Below are 17,148 nucleotides of genomic sequence, written 5' to 3'. Positions count from 1 at the left end.
CGCAATGGCTCAGGCAATGAAAATCGCCATCGTTGATGACGAACAGGACATGCGACAGTCGATCAGCCAGTGGCTGGCGCTGAGCGGCTACGACACCGAGACCTTTCCCAGCGCGGAAGAGGCGCTCAAGGGGTTGGGCCAGGATTATCCCGGCATCGTCGTGAGCGACATCAAGATGCCCGGCATGGACGGGATGCAGTTTCTTAAGAAGCTCAAGGGCGTCGATTCCTCATTGCCGGTGATCATGATCACCGGTCACGGCGATGTGCCCATGGCGGTTGAGGCGATGCGGATCGGGGCCTTTGATTTCCTTGAAAAGCCGTTCAACCCCGACCGCATGACCGAGCTTGCCAAGAAAGCCACGCTCGCGCGGCGGATGACGCTTGATAGCCGCGAGCTGCGGCGCGAGCTCTCTGACGGCGGGGCGCTGATGAAAAAGCTCATCGGCGCGTCGCCGGTGATGGAGCGCCTGAAAGAGGATATTCTTGATTTGGGGCAGGCCGACGGCCACGTTTTGATCGAGGGTGAGACCGGGACCGGCAAGACGCTGGTCGCCCACGCGCTGCATGCGGTGGGGGCCCGGGCCAACAAGAAATTCGTGCTGATCTCCTGTTCCGCCTATGAGGATGAGGCGCTGTCCAAGCGGCTGTTCGGGCCCGCGGATCAGGACGATCCGATCCCCGCCATCGAAGAGGCGCGGGGCGGCACGCTGGTGCTTGAGGATATCGAAGCCCTCTCCGAGACCAATCAGGCGCGGCTTCTGACCGCGATCAATGAGCAGGGCACCCCGGCCGAGACCCGCATCGTGGCGATCTGCAACCTGCAGGATGAGGGCAAGACCTGCGAAAGCGTGTTGCGCAACGATCTGTTCTACCGCTTGGCCGCCCTGCGCATGACCGTGCCACCGCTGCGCAACCGGGGGGAAGATATCCTGACCCTGTTTACGCGTCTGAGCGAGCAATTTGCCGAAGAATACGGCTGCGATGCGCCCGAGGTCAGCGCCCAGGAAGCCGCGCAACTGCTGCAGGCCCCTTGGCCCGGAAACGTGCGCCAGCTTTACAATGTGGCCGAACGGGCGGTGCTGCAGAACCGGCGCGGCTCGGGTACCATCGCCTCGCTGCTGATGACCGAGGATGACGACAGCCAGCCCGCCATGACGACCGAAGGCAAGCCGCTGAAGGAATTCGTGGAAGCCTTTGAGCGGATGCTGATCGACAACACCATGCGCCGGCACAAGGGCTCTATCGTCAACGTCATGGAGGAGCTGTGCCTGCCACGGCGCACCCTGAACGAGAAGATGGCGAAATACGGCCTGCAACGGTCCGATTACCTCTGATCCCATGCGTATTGTTAGTCTGAATGCGTCCGGCGGGCAGGTGTGGCCCGCGCTGGGGGGCTGGGCCGGGTTGGTGCGGGCTGACGTTCTGTCCTTGCAAGGCGTCACCCAGCCCAAGGTGCCCAGTCCGCCGTGGTTGAACTATCGCGACGCTTTTCGCAGTCTCAACCAGCGCTCGAACCTCGTGGCCGATATTTCCGGACGGCTGCCCGGCTACACGGCGCAGTTTCACGCGGCCTGCGAAGGCCCGATGAGTGACAATGGCGGGCGCAGCTACCCGTCTGCTTATGGTCTTGCCCAGTGGATCGCGCCCGGGCTGACGGTCGAAACCCGGCTTGACGGTTTCGTGCACGGGGCCTTTCGCGCCGATGGCTGGGGGGACGCGCCGCTGCCCTGCGGCTTTCAGGCCAGCCGCCTGCGTCTGGCGGGCCGCGCCCGACCGATCACGGTGGCGCATTTCCATGGATTGCAGGACGGCGAGGGCGCGGATGACATGGCAGACACGCCCGCCCGCGCGCAGCAGGCGCGACAGGCGCTCTCGCTGCTCGACCAGATCGCAACCTCCGGCGACGACGTCGTGCTGTCCGGCGATTTCAACGTGCGCCCGAACAGCGAGACCCTGCGCGTCCTGCAAGACTGGGGCCTGCGGGATCTTGTAGGCGACAAGGCCACCCGAACCTCGCTTTACGGCAAGCCCCAGCGGCACGGCAGCTACATGCTGGTGTCGCGCAGCATCGAGGTGAAACGCTTCGACTGCCCCGCCGATCCCGTGGTGTCCGATCACCGCCCGCTGATCCTTGAGGTCTGAGCGGCCCCACAAGCTTTCCCGCATACCACCGCTATTTGCACTTCGACGCACTTTGACGTTGTAAATTGCACCCATCCTCCCCTATGTAGGGGTTACGGGCGGTTGCCATGACGCTATGCGCAAAATCCCGGTGAGTTTTTCTGCGGTTGGTCGCAGTGACGCACGGTCCATCGGACCCCGTCATCCCCATCGCAGACCGAAGGATGTGGTCCCCCATGCGGGGCCAGATGAACAGCCCTCGGCGGTGATGGACACCCTTGATCGCTGGGGCCTTGAACGGGCCACGTTTCGACGTGGTCGGAGATCAACGCGATGGATCGCGCAACAGATACAACGATGCGAACAGGGGGGCATGACATGTCCGCCCGTTCCGCTGTTGGGCGCCACGCTTTTATTGGACATGACAGACCGTTGGCGGTTCCACCTGATGGGGCCAACCCTTTGTCGTGCAACAGGACAATATGGCTAAGAAAATGCTTATCGACGCCACCCATGCGGAAGAAACCCGCGTTGTGGTGGTTGACGGAAACAAGGTCGAGGAATTCGACTTCGAAACCCAATCGCGCCGCCAGCTTGCGGGCAACATCTATCTTGCAAAGGTAACACGGGTTGAACCGTCGCTGCAGGCGGCGTTCGTCGACTATGGCGGCAACCGCCACGGATTTCTGGCGTTCAACGAAATCCACCCCGATTACTACCAGATTCCCGTCGCCGACCGCGAAGCGCTGATCGCCGAAGAGAAGGCCTACGCCGAAGCGATGAAGGCCGAAGCCGAGGCTGAAGCCGAAAAGCCCAAGCGCAGCCGTTCGCGCCGCAAAACCAAAGCGGCCACGACGGAGTCGCAGGATCCGGTCACCACGGCCGAGGTTGACGCCGGCAGCGACACGGATGAGGGCGCGAAAGGCTCTGCCGAGACAAGCGCCGACATCGCCGGGATGGAGACGATCGACATCGACGGTGAGGAAGGATCCTCGCCCATGGAGACCGTGGGTGAGACGCCGGTCGACACGCCGACTAACGACGACGCCGACGACACGGCGGCGGACGTGGAAGGTGATGCGAACGCGAACAGCGACGACAACCAGACCAACGACGACCAGAAAGGCGACGACCAGAATGGCGACGGGCAGAACGGCTCCGATGACGACGACGACTCCGCGCCGATCGAACACTCGAAAGCCTCCGAGAAGGACGACACGATCGAAAGCGTCGCCGACGAGGATGAGACCGCCGATCTGCGCCCACGCCGCAAGCCGCGTCCCAAGCGCTACAAGATTCAGGAAGTCATCAAGGTTCGCCAGATTCTGCTGATTCAGGTCGTGAAAGAGGAACGCGGCAACAAGGGCGCTGCACTGACGACCTATCTGTCGCTCGCCGGGCGCTACTGCGTGCTGATGCCGAACACCGCGCGCGGTGGTGGCATCTCTCGCAAGATCACCAACGCCGCCGACCGCAAGAAGCTCAAGGCGATTGCCAACGATCTGACCGTGCCCGAAGGCGCGGGCCTGATCATCCGCACCGCCGGAAGCCAGCGCACCAAGACCGAGATCAAGCGCGACTATGAATACCTGCAGCGCCTGTGGGAGCAGATCCGCGAGCTGACGCTGAAATCGACCGCGCCAAGCCAGATCTATGAAGAGGGTAACCTCATCAAACGGTCGATCCGCGATCTCTACAGCAAGGAAATCGACGAGGTGATCGTCGAGGGGGAAACGGGCTATCGCACGGCCAAGGACTTCATGAAGATGATCATGCCGTCGCACGCCAAGAACGTGAAGCGCTACACCGACCCCATGCCGCTTTATGCCCGTCATCAGGTGGAAAGCTACCTCAACGGCATGTTCAACCCGACGGTGCAACTGCCCTCGGGCGGCTATATCGTGATCGGCGTGACGGAAGCCTTGGTCGCGATTGACGTGAACTCCGGTCGGGCCACCAAGGAAGGCTCGATTGAGCAGACCGCGCTCAAGACCAACCTTGAGGCTGCGGAAGAAGTGGCGCGGCAGTTGCGCCTGCGCGACCTTGCGGGCCTGATCGTCATCGACTTCATCGACATGGACGAGCGCAAGAACAACGCCGCCGTCGAGAAGCGCATGAAGGACAAGCTCAAGACCGACCGCGCGCGCATTCAGGTGGGCCGGATTTCCGGCTTCGGGCTGATGGAAATGTCGCGTCAGCGTTTGCGTCCGGGGATGCTGGAATCCACCACGCAGATGTGCCCGCATTGTCACGGCACGGGGCTGTTGCGCTCGGACGACAACGTGGCCTTGGGCATCCTGCGCCAGCTCGATGAAGAGGGTGTGCGCGGACGCTGCAAGGAAGTTCTGGTCAAGGCACCCATCGCCATCGCCAACTTCATGATGAACCAGAAGCGTGAGCACGTGGCCCAGATCGAAGCGCGCTATGGGTTGAGCGTGCGGATCGAAGGCGACCCTTCGATGGTCTCGCCCGATTACGCCATCGAGAAGTTCAAGACCGCGACCCGTTTGGTGGCCGAGGTCGACACGTCGGACGTGATTTCGTCGGATATGGCGGTGATGGCCAACGTCGAGGAGACGGTGGAAGAAGCCGAGACGCAAGAGGCTTCCGCGCCTGCGCCCGAGGCGACCGAAGGCGAGGCTCCGACCAAAAAGCGCCGTCGCCGTCGTCGTCGTCGTCGCAACGGCAACGGCGAGAACGGGGCCGAGGCGCAGCAGAACGGTGAAGACCGCGCTGCGAACGGCGATCAGTCCTCGGACGACACGCCCGAGGCTGCGCCGACACCGGACAGCACGCCCGACGCCCAGGCCGAGGCTGCGGACGCATCGACCGAGGATGCGCCGAAGCCGAAGCGCACCCGCACCCGTCGCAAGAAAGCCGACACGGCCTCCGAGGGGACTGCGGAAGACGCACCTGCTGCGGCGTCCGATGGGGACGCCAAGACCGAGACAGCAGCAGAGCCTGAGGCTTCCGAGACTCCGGCCGAGAAGCCCAAGCGCACCCGGACCCGCCGCAAGAAGGCCGATGAGCCGGTTGCAGATGCCGCGCCAGAGGCGACGGAGACGCCAGCCGAGGCTGCACCCGTGACCGAAGAAGCGCCGGCAGCAGCCAAGGCGGAGGAGGTCGCGGAGAAGCCCAAGCGCAGCCGCAGCCGTAAAAAGCCCGCCGCAGCCTCTCCGGAGGAGGCCAGCGACAAGGCCGAGGTTGCCGCCGAGACGACCGAGGTTCCGGTGGTCACTACGGAGGAGTCCGAAGCCAAGCCGGAGGACGCCCCGGCGGAAAAGCCCAAGCGGCGGCGCAAGACCACGTCGAAGCCTCAGGTCGAAGCGGACCCCGCTCCGCAACCGGCTGAGACCGCCGAAGACGACAAGCCGAAGAAACGTGGCTGGTGGTCGCTCGGACGCTAGTCTGCAGATTAAAGTGAAGCCTTAGGATCACTTGGTAAGACATTGAAAACAAGGCCGCCTTGTGAAAGCAGGGCGGCTTTTCGTTGAGCTGGCTTCAAGATCGTCAGGCGTTAGTGACGTTCGATAACATAGATCTGATGCGGGCCTTCGTCGCTTTGCGACAGAAGCGTGTGTCCGGCTTCGGCGCAGAAATGCGGAATGTCCAGCACGGCCACCGGATCGTCGGCCCAGAGCGTCACCCGCGTCCCCGGCGCCACCGCGCGCAGCGCTTTGCCAAGCCGCAAAACGGGCAGGGGGCACATCAATCCTCGGGCGTCGATCACATCCATGACACCAGATTTGCCGCACCCCGCGCGGGAATGAAACAGCATTCAACAAGGATGTGACAATCTGTGCCGTGACGCCGCCCCGAACCCCCGATATGAGGAGGCCATGTTCGAGACTGAAACCTTCCTCGCCGCGGCCATGTTGCCCGCCCTGATGATCGCCTTTTCCGCCGGGATCCTGTCCTTTCTGAGCCCCTGCGTTCTGCCCATCGTGCCGCCCTATCTGGCCTATATGGGCGGGGTGAGCGTCACCGAGATGGAGGGCGACCGCGCGGCACGGCGGCGGGCGGTGCTGGCGGCGGTGTTCTTCGTGCTGGGGCTGAGCACCGTGTTCCTGATCCTCGGGGCCGGGGCCTCGGCTTTGGGGCGGGCGTTCGCCTCCTATCGGCCCTATCTTGAGACTGCGGCGGGCATCGTCGTGGTGATCTTCGGTCTGCATTTCCTCGGCCTGTTCCGGATTGGCTTTCTGGACCGTGAAGTGCGCGTGGAAGCGGGCGATCAGGGGGGCTCGGCCTTTGGCGCTTACTTTCTTGGGCTGGCCTTCGCTTTCGGTTGGACGCCCTGTCTCGGCCCGATCCTGAGCGCGATCCTCAGCCTTGCGGGAAGTCAGGCGGAAATCGGCAAGGGCATTTTCCTGTTGGGGATCTACGCGCTCGGGCTGGGGGTTCCGTTCCTTCTGGTGGCCGCGTTCTTCCCGCAGATGAAGCGCCCGATGGCCTGGATGAAACGCAACATGGGGGTGATCGAGAAAACCTCCGGCGTGTTGCTGGTCGTCGTCGGGCTGGCCATGGCCACGGGCTATCTGACCGTCTTCGCCTTCTGGCTGCTGGAAGCCCTGCCGTTCCTTGCCGCCTTCGGCTGACCCGCCCGCGCGCGCATCATTTTCTTAATTTTGCCCTGTTCCCCTGCTAGGCAGGGCCAGGGAAAGGCAGGAAAGGGCGCGGGCAGTGGATCACGATCCGGCAATGACAGATCAGGAACAGGCAAAGCCTCGGCGGGTCCGCCGTCGGCGCGTGTTCTACATCCCCGGCTATGATCCGATCCACCCGCGCCGCTACCGTGAACTTTATCGCCGGGAGTCGCAGGAACAGGCGCAGATTTCGGGCTATGAGATCGGGATCGCTCCGAAAACGGGGGATCACTACGGCTGGCGCGTCGAAGCGCGGATGGACCAGACGTCCACCGACGCCGAGATCGAGGTGCTGGTCTGGTCGGACATCGTCCGCTCGTCCATGGCGTCCTCGATCCCCGCCACCTATCTGCAACTGCTCCAGACCGCCTGGACCTATATCGCCAGCGGCGCGCTGCGACGGCTGATGTGGCTGCGCAAGGGGCCGGTGATCGCCGCGCTTTATCCCGTGGGGATGCTCTTGCTGCAACTTCTCGTGGCCATCGCGCTGGCCGTTCTGGGCGGGCGCTTGCTGGGCTACGGGATGACCCTCGGGGCGCGTGGCCTGATCGGACTGCTGGGGGACGGGGCGGGGCCGCGCTATGATTACTCGGTGTTCCTTGCCGCGCGGACGGTGCTGAGTTGGGCCTTCGGCGGCTGGATCGTCTGGTCTGTGCTGCGGTGGTTCAAAAAGAAAGACGGCAAGCTTTACGCCTATTACCTGATGCACGATTACGCCTTCTCGGCCCGCAGCAAGGGTGCCAACCCGCCCGAGCTTGAGGCGCGCATGGCCACCTTTCGCGCCGCCATCGCCGCCGCGCTGGAGAGTGACGTGGACGAGGTTCTGGTCGTCGGCCATTCCTCGGGCGCGCATCTGGCGGTGTCGGTGCTGGCGGACCTGATCCGCGAGGGGGGCGTGCCGAAGGATGGTCCGGCGCTGGGGTTCCTGAGTCTGGGGCAGGTGGTGCCGATGGTCAGCTTCCTGCCCGACGCCGACCGCCTGCGGGCCGATCTGCACTATCTGTCGACCCGTGATGAGCTCGCTTGGGTGGACGTGACCGCTCCCGGCGATGGCTGCGCCTTCGCGCTGTGCGATCCGGTGGCGGTGTCCGGTGTCGCGCCCGAGGGGCAGAAATGGCCGCTGGTGATCTCGGCCGCGTTCACCCAGACGCTCAGCCCCGCCCGCTGGGCCGAGCTGCGCTGGAAGTTCTTTCGCCTGCATTTCCAGTATCTTTGTGCCTTCGACCGGGTGGGGGACTACGACTATTTCCGCATCACGGCCGGGCCGCTGACGCTGGCCGAGCGTTTCGCGGGGCGCGCCCCCTCGAATTCGCGCATTGACGTGCCCGCGTCGAAATATACCAGTATGGAGGTATGAGCCCCCAGCCCCCCAAGCCCGCCGCCCGCCCTGACAAAGTCTCGCTCTGGCGGTATATGCAGTTGTTCCGCCGGGATATTCTCTCGGCGCAACCGGCGAAGCTTTATCGTGCGTGGATGGCCGAATTCCGCACCCCGTTCTTTCGCAGCTACCTGGCCAATGATCCGGCGCTGGTGAAGACGGTCCTGAAGGACCGCCCAGACGACTTCCCCAAGTCCGACCGCATCGGCGCGGGGCTGCGGCCGCTGTTGGGCCGTTCGGTGTTCCTGACGAACGGTGAGACGTGGAAGCGCCAGCGGCGCATCATCGACCCCGCGTTCGAGGGCGGGCGCCTGCGCGACACCTATGGCGCGATGTATGCCGCGGGCGAGGCTGCGGTGTCCCGGCTGGCGACGCGCACCGGCGCGCTGGACATCGAACCCGAGACGAGCCACGCCGCCGCCGACGTGATCTTTCGCACGCTGTTCTCGATCCCGATCGAGGATCAGACCGCCAGCGCCGTCTTCGAGAGGTTCCGCGACCACCAGCGCAGCCAGCCGATCCTGAACCTTGGCGCTTTCGTGCGCGGCCCGGCGTGGATGCCGCGCTTTTTCAGCCGCGCCACCAAGACCACCGCGCGTGACATTCGCGCCCTGATCGAACAACTCACCGAAGCGCGTATGCGCCAGATTACCGCAGGGCAGGCGCCCGACGATCTGGCGACCAAGATCATGACCACTGCCGACCCGGTCTCGGGGCGGACCTTCACCACCGAAGAAATGGTCGATCAGGTGGCGATCTTCTTTCTCGCCGGTCATGAGACGAGCGCCTCGGCGCTGGCCTGGGCGCTTTATCTCATCGCGCTCTCGCCTGAGTGGCAGGACAAGATCGCCGACGAGGCACAGGCGCTGACGCCGGACTTCTCAAGCATGTCAAAGCTGCGCTCTGCCCGAGATGTGTTCCGTGAGGCGCTGCGGCTTTATCCGCCGGTGCCGATGATGGTGCGCGAAACGGTGCAGCCTGAATGTTTCCGCGCCCGCGACGTGTCCAAGGGCAGCCAGATTGTGCTGTCGCCGTGGCACCTGCACCGGCACGGTCGCCTTTGGGACAATCCCGACGCCTTCGACCCCGGTCGCTGGGCAACCGAGAACGGCAAGGCCTGCCAGCGCGACGCCTATATCCCGTTCTCTTCGGGGCCGCGGGTGTGCCCCGGTGCGGGCTTCGCCATGGTGGAGGGGCCGCTTCTGCTGGCCATGCTGTTGCGTCGTTTCCGGTTCGAGGTGACCGAACGGGAGCCGGTGCCGGTCGCCCACCTGACCGTCCGCGCCCGCGATGGCATCTGGTTGAAGGTCTCGGAACGGGCCTGAACGAATCATCTGATTGTTCATCTCTTCGGGACAATATTGACCGTTTTGCGGGGCTGTTCCGCTTCTCTCAACACCCCTCCGCGTCCGTTTTATAAAACGCGGCGAAAACGTGGCGTGGGGTTTCGGAAGTTGCTGATTAGAATCAAATTGTTACGACATCGGCAGCAGTCCGTCGGGGGAAATATGTCGATATCGCCCTATTCCTACCTGCCACGGTATCGGCTAATTTGACGCTGTGGGGGCTTCATGAGGGTCGTGGACATGACATTTGCGAAGCCAAATCTTTTTGCTCTTCCTGTGATCGACAGCGTCCTGCGTCGGGTGCGGTCCGTGTTTTCTTCTCCGGAGTTTCCCGAGGTCCGGCCCTTGCCACCGCAACGGGCCCCCATGGCCCCGCCGCTTGTGCCGCAGACCGAAAACCAGCTGCGCCGGGAAAGACTGCGCGAAAAGGAAATGGACCGGCAGATCCTGACCGAGGTCGAACAGCACGATACCGAAATGCTGGACCGCGTGCGCGCAGCGCTTTACGGCACCTGATCGGTCAGAGTTTTCAGCACGAAGACCCGAATGGCCGAAGCCAGCCCGACATCGCCCCGCGCTTCGTCAATCTCGATGGCCAGCCCGTTGATCGTCTGATCACGGGCTGCGGCGATTTTTCGGAACGCAGCCCAGAACTCGGGCTCGAGCGAGACCGACGTGCGGTGCCCGCGCAGGGTCAGAGAGTGTTTCTCTGGGCGCGCAGACCCGACCACGTCACTCGTCCTCGAACTTCAACTGATCCAGCCGCGCCTTGGCTTTCGCCTCAAGCGCGGCTTCGGCCAGCCGCTCGGCCTTGGTGCGGCCGAACTTGACCGCGTTGAGGTCGGCTTCGGCCTTTTTCGCGGTCAGGTCACGGGCCTTGCGCACCTTGTTGAGGTTCACGATCTCGCTCATTTCGGGCCGATCATGTCTTCGGGGCGCACCACGCGGTCGAAGGTTTCCTCGTCCACGAAGCCCAGTTTCACCGCCTCCTCGCGCAAGGTGGTGCCGTTCTTGTGGGCGGTCTTGGCGACCTTGGTGGCATTGTCGTAGCCGATTTCCGGGGCCAATGCCGTCACCAGCATCAGCGATTCCTTCATCAGCTTCTCGATCCGCTCTTCGTTGGCTTGCGTGTCCGCCAGCATGCGCTGGGTGAAACTGTCCGCCGCGTCACCCAGAAGCTGCATGGATTGCAACAGGTTATAGGCCATCATCGGGTTGTAGACGTTGAGCTCGAAATGCCCCTGGCTGCCCGCAAAGCCGATCGCCGCGTCATTGCCAAGGATATGCGCGCAGACCTGCGTCAGGGCTTCGGCCTGCGTCGGGTTCACCTTGCCGGGCATGATCGAGGATCCTGGCTCGTTCTCGGGCAGAATCAATTCGCCAAGGCCCGAGCGGGGGCCGGAGCCCAGGAACCGCATGTCGTTGGCGATCTTGTAGCAGGCCATCGCGACAGTCTTGATCGCGCCGGACATGAACACCATGGCGTCATGGGCGGCCAGCGCTTCGAACTTGTTGGGCGCGGTGACGAAGGGCAGGCCGGTGATCTCGGCCATGTGGGCGGCGACAGTGGTGTCCCAGCCCTTGGCCGTGTTCAGCCCCGTGCCCACGGCGGTGCCGCCCTGGGCCAGCTCGTAGATGCCGGGCAGCGCCAGTTTGATCCGTTCGATGCCGTTGCGCACCTGCGTGGCATAGCCGGAGAACTCCTGCCCCAGGGTCAGCGGGGTGGCATCCTGCGTATGGGTGCGGCCGATCTTGATGATGTCCTTGAACTGCTCGGCCTTGGCTTCAAGCTCGGAGGCGAGCTTCTCCAGCCCCGGCAGCATCACGTCGCGCGCGGTCATGGCGGCGGCGATGTGCATGGCGGTGGGGAAAGTGTCGTTGGACGACTGGCCCATGTTGCAGTGATCGTTGGGGTGAACCGGGTCTTTCGAGCCGACCTCGCCGCCCAGAATTTCAATCGCACGGTTCGAGATCACCTCGTTGGCGTTCATGTTCGACTGGGTGCCCGATCCGGTCTGCCAGACCACCAGCGGGAAATGATCATCGAGCTTGCCCTCGATCACCTCACCCGCGGCCTCGATCATCGCGTCGGCCAGTTTCGCGTCCAGCTTGCCGCTGGCCTTGTTGGCCATGGCGCAGGCTTTCTTGATCACGCCAAGCGCGCGCACGATGGCCACGGGCTGCTTTTCCCAGCCGATGGGGAAGTTCATCAAGGAGCGTTGCGTCTGCGCGCCCCAATAGCGGTCCGAGGGAACCTCAATAGGGCCAAAACTGTCGGTTTCGGTGCGGGTGTCGGTCATGGGACTCTCCAGATCTTGCGGTTGCACCGGCTTACCGCGACCGCCTGTGCATCACAATCGTTTGGCTTGGATTTTGCGGTGGGCGCTGCGGGTTTGCCGCTGCAGGTTCAACTGGCCGGTGTGACGGGGCTGGAAGGCTGCTGTGTCCCGGCGCGTCGCAGTTACTTGCGGAACTGGTCGAGGGAGACGACCTCGGCGTCCTGCCGGTTCTCGCCCTCGGGCGCGGCCATCTCCTCCATCGGAGCCTCCTCAACCGGCGCATCCTCAGCGTCGTCGTCCTGCGTCTCGAACCGCAGGCCGAACTCGACCGACGGGTCCACGAAGGTCTTGATCGCGTCGTAGGGGATATAAAGCGGTTCCGGCTGGTCGCCGAAGGACAGGGTGATCGCAAAGCCCTGATTGCCCACGTCCAGCCCCTCATACTGGTGCTGGATCACAATCGTCATTTCTCCGGGATAGCGGTCCGACAGCCAGTCGGCGATCTCGACGTCCGGGTGCATCGTGTCGAAGGTCACGAAGAAGTGGTGATTGCCCGGAAGACCCTTTGCCGCGACGTCGGTCAGAACCTCTTGGATCAGGCTGCGCATCGCCTTGTGCATCAGGTTCCCGTAATCGATGGTATGCGATGAAATGGACACGGGCGGGAAAGCTCCTGAATAAAGATGGGGCCAGCATACGGGATTTGAGGCCGGATTAAAGGGGCGGAATCGGAACCGGTGGCGAAAATACCGGGGGCCGGGTGCTCGGCGTAACCGGTGGGATGAGGTATTTGGGAACCAGAGAAGCGGGGGTCAGCGCGCCTGTTCCAGCGCGGTGATGATGGGCGAGAAGTCGGCGGCTTTGAGCGAGGCACCCCCAACCAGCGCGCCGTCGACGTGGTCGAGCGCGAAGATGTCAGCCGCGTTCGACGCCTTTACCGAGCCGCCGTAAAGCAGGCGCATTTGCGCGCCGTCCTCGCCGAAGCGTGCGGTCAGATGGGCGCGCAGGGCGCTGTGCACGTCTGCAATCTCTTGCGGGGTGGGGGTGAGGCCGGTGCCGATGGCCCAGATCGGCTCATAGGCGATGGTGGTGGTCGCGGCAGTGGCGCCGTCAGGCACCGAGTGGTCGAGCTGGCGGCGCAGCACGTCGAGCGTCTTGCCCGCGCGGTACTGGGCCTCACTCTCACCGATGCAAAGGATCACGTGCAGGTCGGCAGCCCACGCGGCCTGTGTCTTGGCGGCGATCAGGGCGTCATCCTCTCCGTGATCGCTGCGCCGCTCGGAATGGCCGGTGATGACATGGCTTGCCCCCGCATCCGCAAGCATGGGGGCGGAAATGTCGCCGGTGTGGGCGCCAGACGCGGCGGGGTGGCAATCCTCGCCCCCGATCATCAGCCCCGTTTCGGCCATCCGGCTGAGCAAGGTGGCCGGGCCGCAGATGACGATATCAACACTGGGGTCGGGGTGCTGCTGGGCCAGAGTGCGCAGCTCGCCCAGATCGGCCGCGGTTCCGTTCATCTTCCAGTTGCCGGCAATCAGTTTGCGCATGTCCCCGTCTCCCCTTTGGTTCGGGGACCGTTTAGCAACCTGTCTGCGGATTAGAAAGCCCCGCAGATGCGGGGCGGGGACCGGAGGGCGTCAGCCTTTCGAGGCCAGGCTTTCGTCGAACTTGATCGACTCGCCGCAGCCGCAGGCTTCGGTGACGTTGGGGTTGCGGAACTTGAAGCCGGATTCCAGCAGGCTCACCTCATAGTCGATCTCGGTGCCGAACAGGAACATCTGCGCCATGGGCGCGATCATCACCCGCGCGCCGTTTTGCTCGACAACCTCGTCAAGGGGGTCCACCTCGGACACGTAGTCCATGGTGTATTCCATCCCCGCGCAGCCGCCTTTCTTCACGCCGATCCGCAGACCTTGCGTGTTGTCCTTGGCCATGAGCTTGGCGATCTGGCTGGCGGCCCTATCGGTGATGGTCACAGCCTGTTTGCCGGGAATTCCGAACATATGCGGTCTCCTTTGAAGCCTATCTAGGATGCGGGCCGCGTGATCTCAAGGGGCGGGAGGAGGCCGAGCGCCGCCTGCGTGAGCAAGGCCGCCACAATGGCCCAGCCAAAAGACGCCAGCGTGCCGATGATCACGTATTCCGCCGTGCGCTGGTCGCGGGAGGCCGTGCCGAAGCGCAGGATCGATTTCGCGCCGATCAACACGCCCGCGCCGATGGGGTGGCCGGTCAGCAGAAACAGGAAGATGAGGCCGCGTTCCAGCAGTCCGATCTGCCGCCCGCCGTCGCGCAATCCGTTGTTGCGAATGCGTGTCCCGTGGGGCCGCATGAGCAGGGCGATCGCGTGCTGTCCGGCCAGCAGGGTCACGATGAGGCCGGAGGCGAGGGCCATCAGCGGCAGCAGCCAAGGCGCGCCGGCCCAGACCCCCGTGGCCCAGAGATCGGGGGCGTAGGCCGCGGCGATCCCGAGGGTGACAACATGGGCCGCCTGATCGATCATGAAAGCGGTGAAGCTGCGAAACCCGCCGTGGGTCTTGAGCAGGTCAATGGCGATGTGGGCGGCCGTTACGGCAAGCAGCACCGGGGCCGTCAGGTGCCCTGTGGCGGCTTGGGCCGTGGCCAGTGCCAGAGCCGCATGCAGGGCCATCATGGCGAAACCGGACTTTTGTTGCACCATCGTGCGGGTTTGTACCACGAAATCCGCGACCACATGGGCGAACAGAAGGGCGGTGAAGGTCTCGATCATGGGTGCGCCTTCGCAAGGTCTTGTGCTTGCATTATGGATTGGAAAGTCATTCTGCTTGCTCTTCGATGGCGGACAGCGCTTTCGAGATCGGACCATAGCCCGCCGCCTCCAACGCCTGACCGATGGCTTGGCGGGTGACGCCGGTGGCCTCGGCCACGTCCTTTTGGGTTACGGTCGCGGCGGGGTGCAGGAAGGGCCGGATCGCGCGGGCCTGTGCTTGCGTCCAGCCTTGGCTGATGTGATCGGCGAGCAGGGCCGCCCCATGGAGCGCACCGCCGTCCGCATGGGCGAAAAGAACGTCGCGCGGCATGGCATCCAACGCGCGGCCCGAGGCAATGAACGGCGCGGACTGCAGATCGAGAGAGGAGATAATTCCGTCCCCTGTGGCCATGGCCACGCGGGTCTCGAAGGTATCGGCAGCCTCTTTCAAGCTGGCCCGGATGAACAGGGCAAGGCGCAGGGCGAGGGCGGGGCGGTCGAACGCCATCTGCCAGCCGTCGCCCCGGTAGGTGTCAAAAAAGCCCGCACCGTCGCGGGCTATCAGTCCATATGTATCTTCCAGAATCGCCATCACCTGTCGCCGTTGCGCAGCGGGCAGGTCGGTCGATCCGACGATATCACCTGTGAGCACGCAGATCGACATCTTGCCTCCTCTATCAGGCAAGCTATATCGCTTTCAGACGGCAAAAGCAAGTCATCTGGCTTGCCTACATGAAGCCCAGTTCAAGGCGGGCTTCGTCGGACATCATGTCCATGCCCCACTGCGGCTCCCACACCAGTTCGACGTCAACGGACTTCACCCCCGGTAAAGGCTCGATCGCTTCGGCCACCCAGCCCGGCATCTCACCGGCGACCGGACAGCCCGGGGCGGTCAGTGACATCAGAACCTTGACGTCGCTTTCTTCATTGATGTCGATGGTGTAAATCAATCCCAGATCATGGATATTCACTGGAATTTCAGGGTCGTAAACCGTGCGACAGGCTTCGACGATATTGTCGTAAAGCGGGTGATCCGTGCTTGACGGCTGGATCATCGGAGTGCCTTCCATAGGCGCGGATTGGTCATTCATGACAGTGCTTCCTTAATTCCTGACAGAACATATAGGGATTAGCCGCACAGGCGTAAAGGTCCGCGCGTGCGACGATTTGGACCCCGACCGCACCACCTATTTGCTGGTTTTCCGCCGCTTCGGCTTAAGGGGAGCGGGGCGCACCTGCTCTTCGATGTGGTCGAACAACTGTCCGGCGAGGTTCATCTTGCTGGCCGCTTCGATGCCTTCGAACCCGGGCGAAGAATTCACCTCAAGGATTTTCGGCCCGTCGTTCGAGCGCAGCAGATCGACGCCGGCCAGCCCGAGGTTGAAGGCTTTCGCGGCCTTGACCGCCGTGCGCCGCTCCAACGGGGTGATCTTCACGTTCTCGGCCGTGCCGCCGCGATGCAGGTTCGAGCGGAAATCATCGCCCGAGGATTTGCGCCGCATGGAGGCCACGACCTTTCCGGCGACGACGAAACAGCGGATATCCTCGCCGCTGGCTTCCTTGACGAAGTCCTGCACGAGGAAGTTGGCCTTGAGGCCGCGGAACGCGTCGATCACCGACTCGGCGGCTTTCTTCGTCTCGGCCAGAACCACGCCCTTGCCTTGCGTTGATTCCAGCAGTTTGACGATCAGCGGCGCGGTGCCCACAAGGCCGATCAGGTTGCTGGTGTCCTTGGGGGAGGCGGCGAAGGCAGTGGTCGGCATGCCAATCTTCTGCGCCGCCAACACCTGATGGGCGTGCAGCTTGTCGCGGCTGGCGGTGATGCCCGCGCTGCCGTTCACGCAATAGGTGCCCAGCGTCTCGAACTGGCGCAGGACCGCGGTGCCATAGGCGGTGATCGAGGCGCCGATGCGCGGGATCACGACGTCGTAGCGGGGCAGGCGCTTGCCGTCGTAATGCACCTCGGGGGCCAGCGCGTTGATCGCCATGTAACAGCGCGTCGTGTCGATGATCTCGACGCTGTGGCCGCGTTCCTCGCCCTCATGCACCAGCCGTTTGGTGGAATAGCTGTTGGGCTCACGGCTCAGAACCGCGATGCGCAGGGCGCGGTTGGGGGTGACGGCCTTGATGCGTTTGGCGGAATAGACGTCATAGGACCGCTCGGGCAGAAGGAAGCGTTCGGTCGGTTGCACGATCACGTCTTCACGCAGACCCTGCCGCCCCAGTAACATGCGCGAGGCCATGCCGCCGCGATCGGTGAGCGTGACCTCGATCGGCCAGCTTTGCCCGTTCCCCGCGTCGAGCAGCGTCTCGATCACATAGCGCATCTCGGTCTCGCCGTTGGAGGACGTCACCTCGCGCCGGTCGACCACAAGCGCTGAGCAGGGGATCGTCAGATCCTCGCGTCCGGGCACGGGATGGATTGCAAAGCGCACCTTGGGCTTGGTGGCCGGGCCGAAGGTCTCGATATCGAACGCATGCAGCGCCGAGGTCCGCGCGCCAGTGTCCACCTTGGCCTTGATGGTCGGCAACCCAAGGTCCGGCAGCCCCAGCCATTCTTCCCACCCCAGTCTGATCATTCCGTCTTCACTCATATCCTGCCCTTTTATTGTGCCCGCCTTGGGCCTAGAAGACGCGCAAGGTATGAGGCTTTC

At 63.7% G+C, this 17,148-nt stretch carries 18 protein-coding genes; 7 read left to right on the top strand and 11 right to left on the bottom strand.

Annotation, left to right across the window (positions count from 1 at the left end):
• Positions 1–4: 4 nt before the first annotated feature.
• From DC363_RS12600 to DC363_RS12590, 3 genes are all read left to right on the top strand, one after another.
• Complete coding sequence (locus tag DC363_RS12600; RefSeq protein WP_108641508.1) at positions 5–1,336, top strand: sigma-54-dependent transcriptional regulator; 1,332 nt, start codon at positions 5–7, stop codon at positions 1,334–1,336.
• A 4-nt stretch (positions 1,337–1,340) separates the two neighbouring features.
• A complete protein-coding gene (locus DC363_RS12595; RefSeq protein WP_146180785.1) occupies positions 1,341–2,144 on the top strand; it encodes an endonuclease/exonuclease/phosphatase family protein in 804 nt (267 codons plus the stop codon).
• A gap of 461 nt (positions 2,145–2,605) precedes the next feature.
• On the top strand, positions 2,606–5,530 hold the full coding sequence (locus tag DC363_RS12590; protein WP_108641506.1) for a ribonuclease E/G: 2,925 nt from the start codon (positions 2,606–2,608) through the stop codon (positions 5,528–5,530).
• A gap of 110 nt (positions 5,531–5,640) precedes the next feature.
• On the opposite strand, the gene DC363_RS12585 is transcribed toward DC363_RS12590, so the two are convergent.
• On the bottom strand, positions 5,641–5,859 hold the full coding sequence (locus tag DC363_RS12585) for a sulfurtransferase TusA family protein (protein WP_108641548.1): 219 nt from the start codon (positions 5,857–5,859) through the stop codon (positions 5,641–5,643).
• A gap of 103 nt (positions 5,860–5,962) precedes the next feature.
• On the opposite strand from DC363_RS12585, the gene DC363_RS12580 reads away from it, so the two are divergent.
• The 4 genes from DC363_RS12580 (at position 5,963) to DC363_RS16865 (ending at position 10,006) form a co-directional block, all read left to right on the top strand.
• Positions 5,963–6,718, top strand: coding sequence for a cytochrome c biogenesis CcdA family protein (locus DC363_RS12580; RefSeq protein ID WP_108641505.1), 756 nt, complete (start codon positions 5,963–5,965; stop codon positions 6,716–6,718).
• Between the two features lie 103 nt (positions 6,719–6,821).
• Positions 6,822–8,123: an alpha/beta hydrolase family protein gene (locus tag DC363_RS12575; protein ID WP_108641547.1), complete on the top strand. Its 1,302-nt coding sequence runs from the start codon at positions 6,822–6,824 to the stop codon at positions 8,121–8,123.
• Positions 8,120–9,469, top strand: coding sequence for a cytochrome P450 (locus DC363_RS12570; RefSeq protein WP_108641504.1), 1,350 nt, complete (start codon positions 8,120–8,122; stop codon positions 9,467–9,469). The genes DC363_RS12575 and DC363_RS12570 overlap by 4 nt, the downstream gene beginning before the upstream one ends.
• 261 nt (positions 9,470–9,730) lie before the next feature.
• Complete coding sequence (locus DC363_RS16865) at positions 9,731–10,006, top strand: hypothetical protein (RefSeq protein ID WP_158270873.1); 276 nt, start codon at positions 9,731–9,733, stop codon at positions 10,004–10,006.
• On the opposite strand, the gene DC363_RS12565 is transcribed toward DC363_RS16865, so the two are convergent.
• The 10 genes from DC363_RS12565 to rimK all read right to left on the bottom strand — a co-directional run bounded on the left by DC363_RS12565 (position 9,994) and on the right by rimK (position 17,088).
• Positions 9,994–10,221, bottom strand: coding sequence for a ribbon-helix-helix domain-containing protein (locus DC363_RS12565; protein WP_108641503.1), 228 nt, complete (start codon positions 10,219–10,221; stop codon positions 9,994–9,996). The two genes, DC363_RS16865 and DC363_RS12565, sit on opposite strands and share 13 nt — an antisense overlap.
• Position 10,222: 1 nt before the next feature.
• Complete coding sequence (locus tag DC363_RS12560; protein ID WP_108641502.1) at positions 10,223–10,402, bottom strand: DUF4169 family protein; 180 nt, start codon at positions 10,400–10,402, stop codon at positions 10,223–10,225.
• Positions 10,399–11,790: a class II fumarate hydratase gene (fumC, locus tag DC363_RS12555; protein WP_108641501.1), complete on the bottom strand. Its 1,392-nt coding sequence runs from the start codon at positions 11,788–11,790 to the stop codon at positions 10,399–10,401. The genes DC363_RS12560 and fumC overlap by 4 nt, the downstream gene beginning before the upstream one ends.
• Before the next feature lie 161 nt (positions 11,791–11,951).
• Positions 11,952–12,389: an SspB family protein gene (locus DC363_RS12550; protein ID WP_108641546.1), complete on the bottom strand. Its 438-nt coding sequence runs from the start codon at positions 12,387–12,389 to the stop codon at positions 11,952–11,954.
• 192 nt (positions 12,390–12,581) lie between these two features.
• Positions 12,582–13,316 carry a triose-phosphate isomerase gene (gene tpiA, locus DC363_RS12545; RefSeq protein WP_108641500.1) on the bottom strand — a complete coding sequence of 245 codons (735 nt, stop codon included), beginning with the start codon at positions 13,314–13,316 and terminating at the stop codon, positions 12,582–12,584.
• 90 nt (positions 13,317–13,406) lie between these two features.
• Positions 13,407–13,772: a HesB/IscA family protein gene (locus DC363_RS12540; RefSeq protein WP_108641499.1), complete on the bottom strand. Its 366-nt coding sequence runs from the start codon at positions 13,770–13,772 to the stop codon at positions 13,407–13,409.
• Positions 13,773–13,795: 23 nt separating this feature from the next.
• On the bottom strand, positions 13,796–14,515 hold the full coding sequence (locus tag DC363_RS12535; protein ID WP_108641498.1) for a DUF3307 domain-containing protein: 720 nt from the start codon (positions 14,513–14,515) through the stop codon (positions 13,796–13,798).
• A 46-nt stretch (positions 14,516–14,561) separates the two neighbouring features.
• The gene (locus DC363_RS12530; protein WP_241962996.1) at positions 14,562–15,179 is read right to left on the bottom strand and encodes a MarR family transcriptional regulator; all 618 of its coding nucleotides are present in this window, start codon (positions 15,177–15,179) and stop codon (positions 14,562–14,564) included.
• Between the two features lie 43 nt (positions 15,180–15,222).
• Positions 15,223–15,585 carry an SUF system Fe-S cluster assembly protein gene (locus tag DC363_RS12525; protein ID WP_108641496.1) on the bottom strand — a complete coding sequence of 121 codons (363 nt, stop codon included), beginning with the start codon at positions 15,583–15,585 and terminating at the stop codon, positions 15,223–15,225.
• 96 nt (positions 15,586–15,681) lie between these two features.
• A complete protein-coding gene (gene rimK / locus DC363_RS12520) occupies positions 15,682–17,088 on the bottom strand; it encodes a 30S ribosomal protein S6--L-glutamate ligase (RefSeq protein WP_108641495.1) in 1,407 nt (468 codons plus the stop codon).
• Positions 17,089–17,148 lie beyond the last annotated feature (60 nt).

The organism is Thalassorhabdomicrobium marinisediminis, assembly GCF_003072065.1.
In the GTDB taxonomy this organism is placed as follows: domain Bacteria; phylum Pseudomonadota; class Alphaproteobacteria; order Rhodobacterales; family Rhodobacteraceae; genus Octadecabacter; species Octadecabacter marinisediminis.
The sequence above is the reverse complement of the archived record's forward strand: the minus strand, read 5'-3'. Positions and strand labels throughout refer to the sequence as shown.